The organism is Kitasatospora sp. NPDC001261, from assembly GCF_042896795.1.
GTDB lineage: Bacteria > Actinomycetota > Actinomycetes > Streptomycetales > Streptomycetaceae > Kitasatospora.
In genome coordinates this window covers 79,764-92,925 of record NZ_JBIAXP010000026.1, presented here as the reverse complement: position 1 = coordinate 92,925, position 13,162 = coordinate 79,764, and the positions used below count along the sequence as shown (strand labels likewise).

Genomic DNA, 13,162 nt, shown 5'->3' with positions numbered 1-13,162 from the left:
CGCGGCGGCCGGGGCGTCCACGAACGCCCGGCCCGGGGCCCGGGTTCCGTGGGGCCGGGGCGGGTGCCCGGGGCCATGCCGGGGTCAGCCCTCGCGCGGCGCTTCGTGCGCTCGGTGCGCTTCGGCCGCTCCGGGGGCCCCGTGTGCTCCGCGTGGCAGGAACCGGACCAGGCCCACGAGCACCAGCTCCAGCACCGCCAGGGCCAGGACGCTGCGGCCGAAGGCGGCGGCCGGGTCGCCGGCGCCGTAGTAGACCAGGCCGATCAGCGCGATCCCGAGCGCCCCGCCGACCTGCTGCACGGTGGACACCACCCCGGCCGCGGAGCCGGCCAGCCGGGGCTCGACGCCGGCCAGGACCACCGAGGTCACCGGGGCGATCACCAGGCCCATGCCGAGGCCGTCCACGAACAGCCCGGGCGCCAGCCACCGGACGCCGCCGTCCGCGGCGCCGTACGCGGTGAGGGCCAGCAGGCCGAGCCCGAGGGCCATCAGCAGCCCGCCGAGGGCGATGGTGCGGCGCTCGCCGAGGCGGGCGGTGACGCGGTGGGTGGTGTTGGAGGTGATCAGGTAGCCCAGGCCGATCGCGGTGAAGACCAGTCCGGCGCCCAGCGCGTCCAGGCCGCGGCCGAACTGGAGGTGCAGGGCGAGCACCAGGAAGAAGGAGCCCTGGCCGAGCCAGAAGGCGAGTTGGGCGAGCAGGCCGGCGCTGAAGGCGCGGTCGCGGAAGAGCCGGGTGTCGACCAGCGGGGTGGTCGCGGTGGTGGCCGTGGCGGCGGCGGCGGTGGTGGCGGTGGCGGCGGCGGTGGTGCGGTGCTGGTGCACGGCGAAGACGGCCAGCAGGGCGAGCGAGCCGCCCAGGCAGAGCCCGGTCCACAGCGGCCAGTGCAGCTGCGGGCCCTGGATCAGCGGCAGCACCAGGCCGGTCAGCGCGGTGGTGACCAGCAGCACGCCCACCGGGTCCAGGCCGGGCCGCTGCGGGGCGCGGGACTCCGGCAGGCTGCGGCGGACCAGCGGGAGGGCGGCCAGTCCGATCGGCAGGTTGATCAGGAAGCAGCTGCGCCAGCCGAGGCCGAAGAGGTCCGCGCGGATCAGCAGCCCCCCGATCAGCTGGCCGAACACCGCGCCGACGCCCATGGTCAGCCCGTACCGGGCGAAGGCCCGAGCCTGGGCGGCGCCGCTGAACGCGGTCCGCAGGATCGCCAGCACCTGCGGACCCATCAGCGCCGCCGACAGGCCCTGCGCCACCCGGGCGCCGACCAGCGCGGCCGCCGTGGGGGCGAGGCCGCAGGCGGCGGAGGCGAGGGTGAAGAGGGCCAGGCCGAGCCCGAACACCCGGCGGCGGCCGTACCGGTCGCCGAGGCGGCCGGCGGTGACCAGGCCGGCCGCGAGGGCCAGGCTGAAGCCGGCCATCACCCACTGGACGGCGGCCGGGCCGGCGCCGAGGTCGCCCTGGAGGGAGGGGAGGGCGACGTTGACGACGAAGATGTCGAGGGCGGTCATGAAGGTGGCGGTCAGGACGACCGGCAGCAGCCCCTTGGGGGCCGTCGGCGCCGTTGCCCCTGTCTCGGCCTCGGTGGGCTGCTGGGTGTTCAGTGAGGTGCTCATCTCGGGCTCTCCTCAAGGGGGTTGGCGACTCAAGCGGGTCGGCGGCCGGTGCCGAGGGGCGGGCGCGGTGGGGTGCGTCCCGCCCCTCGGCCGGGGCGGCGGTCCGCGGGGTCAGGCGCCCGGCACGCGGTCGAGGAAGCCGTACACCGCGCCGATCCGGCCGTCCGGGGTGGCCGCCAGCACGTCGAAGCCGATCACCACCGGCTCCGCGCCGGCCGGGCCCAGGTTCCAGGTGAAGCGGGCGACGTCGTGGTGCGAGTCGACCGGGCCGAGGGTGAACTCCAGCCCCGGGAACTGGGCCTGGGCGGCGCCGATCAGCGCGTCGATCGCGTCCCGGCCGGTGACGGCGGCCAGCGGGTCGGTGTAGCGGCCGTCCTCGGCCCACACCTCGTCGACCAGCTTGCGGCGGGCCGCCGGGTCGGTCTCGTTCCACACCGCGAGGTAGCGCTCGGCGAGCTGCTGGAGGGCGGCGGTGGTGATCTCGGTCATCGTCATCTCCCGTGTTCCAGTGGGTGGTTGGCCGGGTCGTTCCCGGTGCTCACCACGGTAGGGACGGGCAGCCGACGGCGAATCCGTCACGTATGGGTATGGGGGTACGTAGCCTCCGCGGAGGTGTACCGGTGCCGTGGTCGGCAGTGGTGCGCGGCCCTGCTGGGTAGGGTCGGGGCATGCTGTACGGGAGGGAAGGCGAACAGGCCGCCGTGGACGGGCTGTTGGACGGGGCGCGGGCCGGACGCAGCGGAGTGCTGCTGCTCCGGGGCGAGGCCGGCATCGGCAAGACCGCGCTGCTGGACGACGCCGTCGCGCGGGCGGGGGAGGCGTTCCGGGTCGTCCGGGCGGCCGGCGTCGAGTGCGAGGCCGAGCTGCCGTACGCCGGGCTGAGCCTGCTGCTCGCGCCCGGCCTGGACCGGCTGGACGTCCTGCCGGGCCCGCAACGGCGGGCGCTGGAGGCGGCGTTCGGGCTCTCCGACGACGAGCGGACGGGCGACGACCGGGCGGGCGACCGGGCAGGCGACGGCGGTGGGGCGGGCGCCGACCGGCTGCTGGTCGGGCTCGCCACGCTCGGCCTGCTCGCCGAACTCGCCGCCGACCGGCCGCTGTTGTGCGTCATCGACGACGTGCAGTGGCTGGACCGGGCCTCCCTGGACGCCCTGCTGCTGGCCGCCCGGAGGCTCCAGGCCGAGGGGGTCGCCCTGCTGCTCGCCGCCCGCACCGGCGGCCCGGCCGGGGCCGGCGGCAGCCCGGCGGAGCGCCCGCTGGGCCTGCCCGAACGGCAGGTGACCGGCCTGTCCGAGGCCGACGCCACCCGGCTGCTGGCCCGGCGGGTCGGCCCCGACCTGCCGTCCACCGTCCGCGACCGGCTGCTCGCCGAGGCGGCCGGCAACCCGCTCGCGCTCACCGAACTCCCGGTCGCCGCCGGGCCGCAGCCGCCGGCGCGGGGCGGCCTGCCGCTCACCAGCCGGCTGCTGATCGCCTTCCACGGCCAGGTCACCGGCCTGCCCGCGGCCACCCAGACGCTGCTGCTGGTCGCCGCCACCGAGGAGGGCGGGGCACTGGACGTCGTCCTGCCCGCCGCGGCCGCCCTCGGCGTCACGGCCGAACACCTCGCGCCCGCCGAGGCGTCCGGCCTGGTGACGGTCACGGCCGACCGCCGGATCGCCTTCCGGCACCCGCTGCTGCGCTCCGCGATCCTCCAACGGGCGCCGCACCACCAGAAGACGGCGGTCCACCGGGCCGTCGCCGGCGCGCTGCCGGACGGCGACCGCCGCACCTGGCACCTCGCCCTCGCCGCCACCGCCCCCGACACCGGCCTCGCCGACGCGCTGGAGCGCACCGCCGTCCGCGCCGGGCGCCGCGGCGGCCACGGCGGCGCCGCCGCGTACGAGCGCGCCGCCCGCCTCACCCCGGACCGCGACGGCGCCACCCGCCGGCTCGTCCTGGCCGCCGAATCCGCCACCGAGGAAGGCGAGTTGGTACGGGCCGAGGCGCTCGCCGACGAGGCCTCCGGCCGTACCGACAACGTCCTGGCGCACGCCCTGCTCGACCAGGTCCGGGCCACCGCCCACTTCTGGCGCGGCTCCTACCCGACCGCCCACCGGCTGCTGCTCGACGCCGCCGGCACCGACATCGACCCGTCGTACGCCGTCCGGATGCTGCTCCAGGCCTTCCATGCCGCCTGGTACGCGGGGGAGGAGCCGGTGGCCGCCGTCCTGGACCGCCTGGCGGTCCTGCCGCTCGCCGCCGACGACCCCCTCGCCCCGCTCGCCCGCCACCTGCCCGCGGCCGTCCTGCCCGCGCTCGGCCGGCCCGCCGGCCCGCTGCCGCCCGTCCGGGAGGCCGCCGAGGCCGCCCGCCGGGCCGGGGCCGAGAGCCCGGTCGACCTCGTCCAGCTGTGCGGCGCCACCCTGGTCCTCGGACGCGACGAGGAGACCGCCGAACTCGCCGCCGAACTCGTCGCCGAGGCCCGCGCCAAGGGCACCGTCGGCGTGATGCCCACCCTGCAGTTCTTCCTCGCCGAGGCCGAACTCTTCCACGGCCGCCACCGCGACGCCGAACTCACCGCCACCGAAGGCCTCGGCCTCGCCCGGGACACCGGCCAGCACCAGTGGGTCAGCCAACTCACCGCGCTGCTCGCCCACCTGGCCGCGCTCGACGGCCGCACCGACCACTGCGCCGAACTCGCGGCCACCGCCCTCGCCACCACCGGCCCGCAGACCGCCGCCCCCGCCGCCGGCCAGGCCTGGGCCCAGTGGGCGCTCGCCCTGCGCGACCTCGGCCAGGGCCGCGCCGGCGACGCCGCCGACCGGCTCCACACCCTCACCACCGGCCCGCACCGCCACCACGTCAGCGCCACCCGGGCCGTCCCCGACCTCGTCGAGGCCGCCGTCCGCCTCGGCACCCCCGAACGCGCCGCCGAAGCCTACGAACGCTTCGCCCGCTGGACGGCCGCCGCCGACCGCCCCTGGGCCGAGGCCCTACGGCTGCGCTGCCAGGCCGTGCTCGGCCCCGACGAACTCGCCGAGACCACCTACCGCGCCGCCCTCTCCCGGCACGAAACGGCCCACCGCCCCTTCGAACAGGCCCGCACCGCCCTCCTCTACGGCGAATGGCTCCGCCGCACCCGCCGCCGCACCGACGCCCGCCCCCACCTGCGCGCCGCCCTGGAGACCTTCGACCGCCTCGCCGCCCACCCCTGGGCCGCCCGCGCCCGCACCGAACTCTCCGCCACCGGCACCCCGGCCCCCACCCCGGCCACCCCCACCGGCACCCCGCAGTCCCCCCTCACCCCCCAGGAACTCCAGATCGCCCGCCTCGCCGCCCAGGGCCTCACCAACCGCGACATCGCCGCCCAGCTCTTCCTCAGCCCCCGCACCGTCGCCCACCACCTCTACAAGGCCTACCCCAAGCTCAACATCACCTCCCGCACCGAACTCGCCACCACCCTCTGACCCGCCCCCGAAACCCCGGGGGCCCTGCCGAGGAGCCCCGGACGCACCGGCGCTGTCCGTACGGGGAGTTGGACTTGCCCGCAGCGCGGCTCGCCCGGCGGCCGGGGCGGGGCGTCGTGCGCGCGGTGGAGTTACCTGCGGTCGGCCGGTGGAGGCCGCGGACGGCACCCGGGCGTCGGACCCGGCTGAGGAGTGGTCACCCGGCCGGTCGCGCACAACGACAGAGGGCCTGCCGGATTTCTCCGGCAGGCCCTCTGCAGTGGGTCGGGGTGGCGGGATTTGAACCCACGGCCTCTTCGTCCCGAACGAAGCGCGCTACCAAGCTGCGCCACACCCCGGTCTTGCGGTTTGTCGCTCCGTCTCCTTCGCGACGAGTAGAACTCTACCGGACGCTCGCCGAGACACGAAATCCGGTTTCGAGCGGGCGTCCGGTGGGGGTCAGCGGGCTGCCGGGACGAGGGTGAGGAGGGTGGCCTCGGGGGGGCAGGCGAAGCGGACGGGGGTGTAGCGGTTGGTGCCGCAGCCGGCCGAGACGTGGAGGTGGGAGCGGTGGCCGCCGGCGGTGTGGGTGGAGAGGCCCTTGACCCGGCGGGTGTCGATGTCGCAGTTGGTGACCAGGGCGCCGTAGAAGGGGATGCAGAGCTGGCCGCCGTGGGTGTGGCCGGCCAGGATCAGCGGGTAGCGGTCGGCGGTGAAGGCGTCGAGGACGCGCAGGTAGGGCGCGTGGACGACGGCGAGGGAGAGGTCGGCGTCGGGGGACGGGCCGCCGGCGACCTCGCTGTAGCGGTCGCGCCGGATGTGCGGGTCGTCGAGGCCGGTGAACTCCAGGTCGAGCCCGTTCACGGTGAGCCGGCCGCGGGTGTTGGTGAGGTCGAGCCAGCCGGCCGCGTCGAAGCCGTCGCGGAGCTTCTCCCAGGGGTTGTGGACGGCGCCGGTGATGCCGCGGCGGGCGGTGCCGTCGGGGTTGTTCATGCCGTGGGCGCCGCTGCGCATGGCCTGGAGGTAGCGGGCCGGGTTCTTGCGGGCCGGGCCGTAGTAGTCGTTGGAGCCGAAGACGTAGACGCCGGGGAACTCCATGAGCGGTCCGAGCGCGTCGAGGGTGGCCGGGACGCCGAGCGGGTCGGAGAGGTTGTCGCCGGTGTTGACCACCAGGTCGGGGCGCAGGCCGGCCAGGCTCTTCAGCCAGCGCTGCTTCTTGCCCTGCCCGCTCACCATGTGGATGTCGGACACCTGGAGGACCCGGATCGGGCGGGCGCCGCGCGGGAGGACGGGGACCTCGATCCGGCGGAGGCGGAAGGCCCGGACCTCGTACCCGACGGAGTAGGCGAGACAGGCGGCGCCGGTGGCGGCGATGCCGAGGGGAACGGAGTACAGCGGTCGCATCAGCCCATGCTCTCAGACGGTCGATCAGCCTGTGTACGCCCGGAGTCGGGGGCGGGGGCGGTGGTCGGCGGGGCCTCCTCGGAGTCCCGGCGGGCGCGTAGCGCGCGGACCTTGTGGCGGTTGCCGCAGCGCTCCATGGAGCACCAGCGGCGCCGGCCCGGCCGCGAGGTGTCGACGAAGATCAGTTGGCAGTTGTCGGCGCCGCATTCCCGGACCCGGTCCGCGTGCGGGCCGGTGAGCAGGGCGATGGCGTCCCGGGCGAGGGTGGAGACCAGCTGGGCCCCGTCGGCGGGCAGTGGGGCGGCCGCGGTGCCGTCGGGGGCGATCCGGGGGACCAGCGGCGGGTGCTCGGCGGCCCGGTTGAGGACGGCGTGGTCCGCGGGCGTGCCCCGGCCGCCGTGGGCGCGGGCGGCGGCCAGGCGCCACAGGGCGTCGCGCAGGGTGCGGGCGGCGGCGAGCTGGGAGGGGGAGATCCGTACGGCGTCGGCGGGCAGTCGCAGCCGGGACGGCGGGAGCCAGGCGGCGAGGTCGGCGGGCCGGTGCAGCACCTCGTACCGGGCGTACGGGCCGGGGCCGCCGGTGGTGAGCAGTTCCAGGCAGAGGGCGCCGGGGTCGAAGTGGAAGCGGCCGCCCCCGGGGGTGGTGAGGAGCAGCCCGGGCGGGGTGGCGGGCGGTCCGTCGACGGCGCTGCGGTCGGCTGCGTCGGTCATGCGGCCCAGGATAGGTGTAACCGGGATGAAGGGTTACGGGGCGGGAGGGCGGGCTACCAGGCGGCGGTGGTTCGGTTCGGTCCGACCGCGGCGAGCTGACCCGCGCTCAGAAAGCCCGTGCCGCCCGTGCCTGGAGCACTGCTCCAGGCACGGGCGGCACGGGGCCGGCCCTCAGGCCGGGATGGCGTTGACGTACTCGCGCATCATCCGGGGCACCCGGTACGCGTACTGGTGGCCGCGCTTCACCTGGACGACGGAGAAGTCGACCAGCTCGGCCAGCACGTCGAGGTTGCGGGAGGGCTCCCGGCCGCCGTCGACCGGCTGCTGCCGGACGTCGTCGATGGAGAACTCCTCGGGGAACCGGGAGAACCGTCTGAGCGCCCGGCGCTGCCGTTCGTCGAGGAGCCCGTACGCCCAGGCGAGGCTGCGGTGCAGCGAGCGGTGGTGGGAGAGCCCGCCGACCTCCTCCTGGCCGAGGATCGGGAGCACCCGGCACTCGTCCACCAGGACGTGCAGGGGCACCGAGCGCATCCGGACGGCGGCGTTCTCGATCGCGAGCGCCAGGCCGCCGAGGCGTCGGCAGAGCTCGACCACCTGCGGCATCTGGTCGCCGAGGTCGAGCGTCGGGACGACCGAGTGCACCCGGCGGCAGAACAGTTCGGCGGCGGGCGGGCAGCCGTAGGGGCCGTCCGGGTGGTCGACCGACAGCGGCGCCACCTCCCACAGGTCGGCCGGGACCCCGGCGGGCGCCCGCAGCGAGGTGATCATGATGTGGAGCGCCGGGTGCCGCGCCAGCAGTGCCCTGACCTGCCGGGCCACCGTGTCGATGACGTGCTCGGCGTTGTCGACGACCAGCAGCAGCTGCGGCTCGGGGTCGGTCCGCGGGTCGCGGCCGACGCCCCGCAGGAGGGTGTCGAGCGCGCGCTGGGCCTGGGCCGAGGCGGCGGCGGGGTCGACGGCCTCGGGGGTGACCGAGCCGAGCTCCAGGACCGCGACGCCGTCCCGGAAGCGGTCCAGCAGGTGGGCGGCGGAGTCCAGCGCCAGCCGGGTCTTGCCGACCCCGGCCGGTCCGGTGAGCACCAGCGGGCGGCCCGGCCGCAGGGCGGTCACGACGTGCAGCAGGTCGGCCTGGCGGCCGACGGTGACGTCCGTCTTGGGCCGCAGCCCCTGCCACCGCGCGTTGTCCGGGAGTTCGGCGACGCGGACCGGCGGTCCGGGCTCCGGCCGGGCGGGCAGCAGCCCGGCCGGGGCGCCCGCCTGGACGGCGTGGGAGAGCAGGGGGTCGTCCCGGTTGGTCGCCGCGGAGAACAGCGCGCCCACCAGGAGTTCCACGGAACTGCGCCGCGGATTCCGGATGGCGCCGGTTTCCAGATTACGAATGGTGCGGACGCTGACGGTGGAGTGTTCGGCTAATTGCTCCTGGCTCCATCCGACCATCTTCCGTTGGGTTACCAACATCGAGCGAAGCTGATTGTTGTCCATTCCCCCGCGCTTCCTGCTGTCGTGAGCAGAATAAAAGTCAGAAATCAGTGCGCCGTGCTGCGGCGCCAATCACTCCGAAAAACGATCGCCGTCGGCCGTCCGGCGGAGCGCAGGCGTGAGCGCCCGCGCGGACCGGGACCGCAGGGCGCCCGGGCCGCAAGGTGTCAGGGTTGCAGGGCGCCTGGCCGGCAGTGTGTCAGTGCCGTGGAATAATGAATCGGGGACGTGGTGACGGTTTGTCGCGGCTGATCGTGGCGGCCTTCGGCGATGATTCGGGGATGATTCGACGGTGAGGTGACCGCCGCCTTCGGGCTGCTCGGGCGACGCGCGAACGAGTGTACTACGCGGACTATTTTCGGCGAAGCGGTCGCAGTGTTCGATGTACCCCTGCGGAACCGGCAACTTCGCTCCGGAACAGGCAGTTCTCGGCATTTCGGCCGAGAATGTGCGGGCATTATCGGCCACCTTGGCCGAATCCCGTCGTCCGTTCCCGGCCGGGGGCATCGATTGTTCACGGACTCGACCGCCGCCCGTTCCCGGGCCGGACCGTTTCCCTGACCGTTTCCCGGGCTGCTTCCCCGGCTGCTTCCCGGGTCGGCCGGCTACCGCCCGCCCCGCCGCGCCCACAGCCGTCAGCGGGGCGGCAGCGGCGCGCCGACGGGCGACGGTCGGCCGTACTTGTCGGGGATACTCGTTCAACTGCGGAAACCCCGGTGGATGCCCACGGGAAACCGGTTGAGCCCACCCACAGCCGAAGGATAAGAAGAGGAAATGACAACGCTCAAGGAGCAGCTGCACGAGGACCTCACGGCTGCCATCAGGGAACGGGACGAACTGCGCTCGTCCACCATCCGGCTCACGCTGTCCGCCGTCACCAGCGAGGAGGTGGCGGGCAAGCAGAAGCGCGAGCTGTCCGACGCCGACGTGCTGAAGGTGATCGGCCGCGAGGCGAAGAAGCGCCGGGAGGCGGCCGAGGCCTTCGGGAACGCCGGCCGGACGGAGCAGGCGGCCCGGGAGCTGGCCGAGGGCGAGGTGCTGGCGGGCTACCTGCCCAAGCAGCTCTCCGACGAGGAGCTGGCCGCGATCGTGGCGGCCGCCGTGGCCGAGAGCGGCGCGACCGGCCCCCAGGCGATGGGCGCCGTCATGAAGCTGGTGAAGCCCAAGGTCGACGGCCTTGCCGAGGGCAGCCGGGTCGCCGCCGCCGTGAAGGCCGCCCTGGTCTGAGCCGCGGCTCAGACCAGGGCCCGACCCGGGCCGTCCAGGGTCGAACCCCGGGCGGCCCCGGCCCCGCCCCCTGGTGCCCCGGCAGCACGCCGAAGGGGCGCCCTCCGCACTGGAGGGCGCCCCTTCGGCATGTTCCGCGGCGCGGGTCACCCCGCCGGGAGGGCGGGTCAGCCGTTCCCGTTGCCGCCGCCGTGGCGGCCGCCGTTCCCGTTCCCGGGGCCGGGCGGGAAGGTGAACCCGCCGGGGAAGCCGCCGGGCAGCCCGCCGGGCAGACCGCCGGCCTGGTTGCCGGGCAGCCCGCCGGGCTGGCCCGGGTTGCCGCCCTGCTGCGGCGGCGGGGGGTTGCCGGCCGGCGGCTGCTGGGCGTTCGGGTCGGTGGCCGGCGGGGTGGTGCCCGGCGGGGGAGTGGCCGGCTGCGGGTCCGGGATGTTGGCGGTCTGGATCGGCTCCACGGGCGTGCCCTTGAGCGCCTGGTTCATCGCCAGCTGCCAGATTGGGCCGGGGCCGTCGGCGCCGAAGACCTCGGGGAAGTACTTGCCGCCGATGGTGATGTTCTTCATCTTGACGCCGCCGGCCGGGCCGCCGAGCCAGACCGAGGTGGCCAGCGACGGGGTGTAGCCGCTGAACCAGGCGGCCTTCTTCTCGTCGGTGGTACCGGTCTTGCCCGCGATCTTGCGGCCGTCGTCGAGGCCGAGGGAGGCCGCGGTGCCCTTCTCGGTGACGTTGAGCAGGACGGCGTTGAGCGAGTCGGCGGTCTGCTCGGAGAAGGCCTGGCTGCACTGGGACTGCGGGACGGGGACGTCCTTGCCGTCGACCGTGGTGATCTTGTTGATCGCGATCGGGGTGCAGTACTTGCCGCGCGCGGCGAAGGTCGCGTAGACGTTCGCCATGGTCAGCGGGGAGAGCTCCAGGGTGCCGAGGACCATCGAGGGCACCTCCTGGAAGGCGTCGCCCTTGGCGGACTGGGTGATGCCCAGCTTGTTCGCCATCTGCTTCATCGCGCAGAGGCCGACCTGCTGCTCCATCTGCACGAAGTAGGTGTTGACCGAGCGGGCCATCGCCTCCTTCAGCTGGTACGGCCCGACCTCGCTGTCCTGCTCGTTCTTCACCGTCTCCTTGGGCTTGACGGTGTTCTTCCAGGTGCCCGAGCAGGTGGACATCTGGGGGTACTCGATCTTGTTCTCGGACGGGAACGCCTGGGTGTTCGACATGCCCGACTCCAGCGCCGCCGCGGCCAGGATCGGCTTGAAGGTCGAGCCGGTCTGGAAGCCGTTGCCGCCGCCCATGGCCGCGTCCACGTTGAGGTTGACGACGGTCTGGTTCTTGTTCGGGTCCAGGCCGTACGGGCGGGTCTGGGCCATCGCCAGGATCTTGCCGCTGCCCGGCTCCATCATGGTCGCGGCGGCCGACACCGGGTCGGTCACGTTGACCTTCTTGGTGACGGCGTTCTGGGCGGCGGCCTGCTTGTCCGGGTCCAGCGTGGTGTAGATGTTCAGGCCGCCGGTGTTCCACAGCTTCTTGCGCTCGTCGGCGCTCTTGCCGAAGGCCGGGTCCTGCTTGACCACGTGGCGCACGTAGTCGCAGAAGAAGCCCATGCCGGCCTGGGCGGTGATGCAGCCGTTCTGCGGGTCCTTGTACTTCAGACCCAGCGGGGCGGCCTTCGCCTCCTTCGCCTGGTCGGCGGTGATGTGCTTGTTCTCCAGCATCTTGTCGATCACGACGTTGCGGCGCTTGACCGTGTTCTCGGGGTAGCGCACCGGGTCGTACTGCGACGGGTTCTGGACCACGCCGGCCAGGGTGGCGGCCTCGGCGACGGTCAGGTCCTTGTTGCTCTTGCTGAAGTAGCGCTGGGAGGCGGCCTCGACCCCGTAGGCCTGGTGGCCGTAGAAGGTGATGTTGAGGTAGTTGGTGAGGATCTGATCCTTGCTCAGGTCCTCCTCCAGCTTGATGGCGACCTTGAGCTCCTGGATCTTGCGGCCCAGGGTCTTGCGCTGGGCCTCCAGGACGGCCGCCTGGTCGTCGCCGGCCTTCTCCACGTTGACGTTCTTCACGTACTGCTGGGTCAGGGTGGAGGCGCCCTGGGAGGCGGTGCCGCTCTCCGCGTTCTTGCTGATCGCCCGGAGGACGCCCTTGAGGTCGACGGCGCCGTGCTCGTAGAAGCGGGCGTCCTCGATGTCGACCTGGGCGTGCCGCATGAACGGCGACATCTGGTCCGCGGTGATGACGGTGCGGTCGCGCTCGTAGACCTTGGCGATCAGGCCGCCCTTGGCGTCGAAGATCTGCGTCGCCTGGGTGAGCGGCGGGGTCTTGAAGTCGTCGGGGATGTTGGCGAAGCTCTCCGCCGTGTCCTTGGCGGTCAGCCCGATGGCGCCGACGGCGGGCAGGGCGAGGCCTGCCAGCAGGACTCCGGAGAGCACGCTGACGCCCAGGAACTTCACGCCGTTGCCGGCGTGCTCCATCGGGGATCCGCCGGTCCGGCCGCGCGGAGCTCCGGTGTTGCCTGGGGGCTGGGTTGCCTGGGGGCGCTTCGGTGCCATGGGGAGAACCCTACGTCGCGGATTCCCGCACACCGGGGCAGGTGTTCGCCTAGGCTTGTCACAAGCTTGCGACAGCTTCGGTGCGTCAACATCGTTCACTCTTGTGGGCGAGAAGACTTGCCCGAATTACCCGCTGATGTCCGGGTTTTGAGGCAGCTGTGGCCTGCTGTGCCGGTGTGGTCGGTCGCACTCAGTGACGACTCCTGTGGCGAGAGTGGGGGTTCCGCTCTTGGCAAGGTGTGCGACCTGCGATCACTCCAACGAGTGAGCTGATCGCCACCCATAGTCCAATTGGGTCATTCGAGATTGAGCCCGAAGGGGCTGTTGCAAGCTGTCGTTCTTCCGTAACGTCCTCAACTGGCAACGGTGAATATGCCGTTGCCGCCGTGGGGGAGCCTCGATACGGGAGAGGACGGCGCCGGCATGGGCTGGGTTGACGACTGGAGTGCGCAGGCCGCCTGCCGCACGAGTGATCCGGACGAACTGTTCGTCCAGGGGGCGGCACAGAACCGCGCGAAGGCGGTGTGCAGCGGCTGCCCCGTCCGGACCGAGTGCCTCGCGGACGCCCTGGACAACCGGGTGGAGTTCGGGGTGTGGGGCGGGATGACGGAGCGCGAGCGCCGGGCGCTGCTGCGCCGCCGCCCGACCGTCATCTCGTGGCGGAGGCTGCTGGAGACGGCGCGCACCGAGTACGAGGAGTCCCTCGCGACCGGGGTGATACTGACGGACTACGCCCAGGCGGGCTGAGCCCGGCCGCACCACGCGGCCCGGG

The 13,162-nt window shown here is 73.8% G+C and carries 9 protein-coding genes and 1 tRNA gene; 3 read left to right on the top strand and 7 right to left on the bottom strand.

Annotation, left to right across the window (positions count from 1 at the left end):
- Nucleotides 1-84: 84 nt before the first annotated feature.
- A complete protein-coding gene (locus ACFY4B_RS30800; RefSeq protein ID WP_387973463.1) occupies nucleotides 85-1,605 on the bottom strand; it encodes an MFS transporter in 1,521 nt (506 codons plus the stop codon).
- A gap of 111 nt (nucleotides 1,606-1,716) precedes the next feature.
- The gene (locus tag ACFY4B_RS30795; protein ID WP_380778459.1) at nucleotides 1,717-2,094 is read right to left on the bottom strand and encodes a nuclear transport factor 2 family protein; all 378 of its coding nucleotides are present in this window, start codon (nucleotides 2,092-2,094) and stop codon (nucleotides 1,717-1,719) included.
- A gap of 179 nt (nucleotides 2,095-2,273) precedes the next feature.
- On the opposite strand from ACFY4B_RS30795, the gene ACFY4B_RS30790 reads away from it, so the two are divergent.
- A complete protein-coding gene (locus ACFY4B_RS30790) occupies nucleotides 2,274-5,054 on the top strand; it encodes an AAA family ATPase (protein WP_387973459.1) in 2,781 nt (926 codons plus the stop codon).
- Between the two features lie 264 nt (nucleotides 5,055-5,318).
- Here ACFY4B_RS30790 and ACFY4B_RS30785 read toward each other — a convergent pair.
- The 4 genes from ACFY4B_RS30785 to ACFY4B_RS30770 all read right to left on the bottom strand — a co-directional run bounded on the left by ACFY4B_RS30785 (nucleotide 5,319) and on the right by ACFY4B_RS30770 (nucleotide 8,584).
- Nucleotides 5,319-5,392 (bottom strand) — tRNA-Pro (locus ACFY4B_RS30785).
- A gap of 100 nt (nucleotides 5,393-5,492) precedes the next feature.
- The gene (locus tag ACFY4B_RS30780) at nucleotides 5,493-6,437 is read right to left on the bottom strand and encodes a metallophosphoesterase (protein ID WP_049658238.1); all 945 of its coding nucleotides are present in this window, start codon (nucleotides 6,435-6,437) and stop codon (nucleotides 5,493-5,495) included.
- A complete protein-coding gene (locus ACFY4B_RS30775; protein WP_387973456.1) occupies nucleotides 6,437-7,147 on the bottom strand; it encodes a CGNR zinc finger domain-containing protein in 711 nt (236 codons plus the stop codon). The genes ACFY4B_RS30780 and ACFY4B_RS30775 overlap by 1 nt, the downstream gene beginning before the upstream one ends.
- 171 nt (nucleotides 7,148-7,318) lie before the next feature.
- Nucleotides 7,319-8,584: a helix-turn-helix domain-containing protein gene (locus ACFY4B_RS30770; RefSeq protein WP_255357465.1), complete on the bottom strand. Its 1,266-nt coding sequence runs from the start codon at nucleotides 8,582-8,584 to the stop codon at nucleotides 7,319-7,321.
- Nucleotides 8,585-9,400: 816 nt separating this feature from the next.
- Here ACFY4B_RS30770 and ACFY4B_RS30765 point away from each other — a divergent pair.
- Nucleotides 9,401-9,853 (top strand): GatB/YqeY domain-containing protein, encoded by a 453-nt coding sequence (locus ACFY4B_RS30765; protein ID WP_049658244.1) that lies wholly within the window; start codon nucleotides 9,401-9,403, stop codon nucleotides 9,851-9,853.
- A gap of 167 nt (nucleotides 9,854-10,020) precedes the next feature.
- On the opposite strand, the gene ACFY4B_RS30760 is transcribed toward ACFY4B_RS30765, so the two are convergent.
- Nucleotides 10,021-12,312, bottom strand: coding sequence for a transglycosylase domain-containing protein (locus ACFY4B_RS30760; protein WP_259316645.1), 2,292 nt, complete (start codon nucleotides 12,310-12,312; stop codon nucleotides 10,021-10,023).
- A 501-nt stretch (nucleotides 12,313-12,813) separates the two neighbouring features.
- Here ACFY4B_RS30760 and ACFY4B_RS30755 point away from each other — a divergent pair.
- Nucleotides 12,814-13,137: a WhiB family transcriptional regulator gene (locus ACFY4B_RS30755; RefSeq protein ID WP_030240986.1), complete on the top strand. Its 324-nt coding sequence runs from the start codon at nucleotides 12,814-12,816 to the stop codon at nucleotides 13,135-13,137.
- The last annotated feature ends 25 nt before the right edge of the window (nucleotides 13,138-13,162 follow it).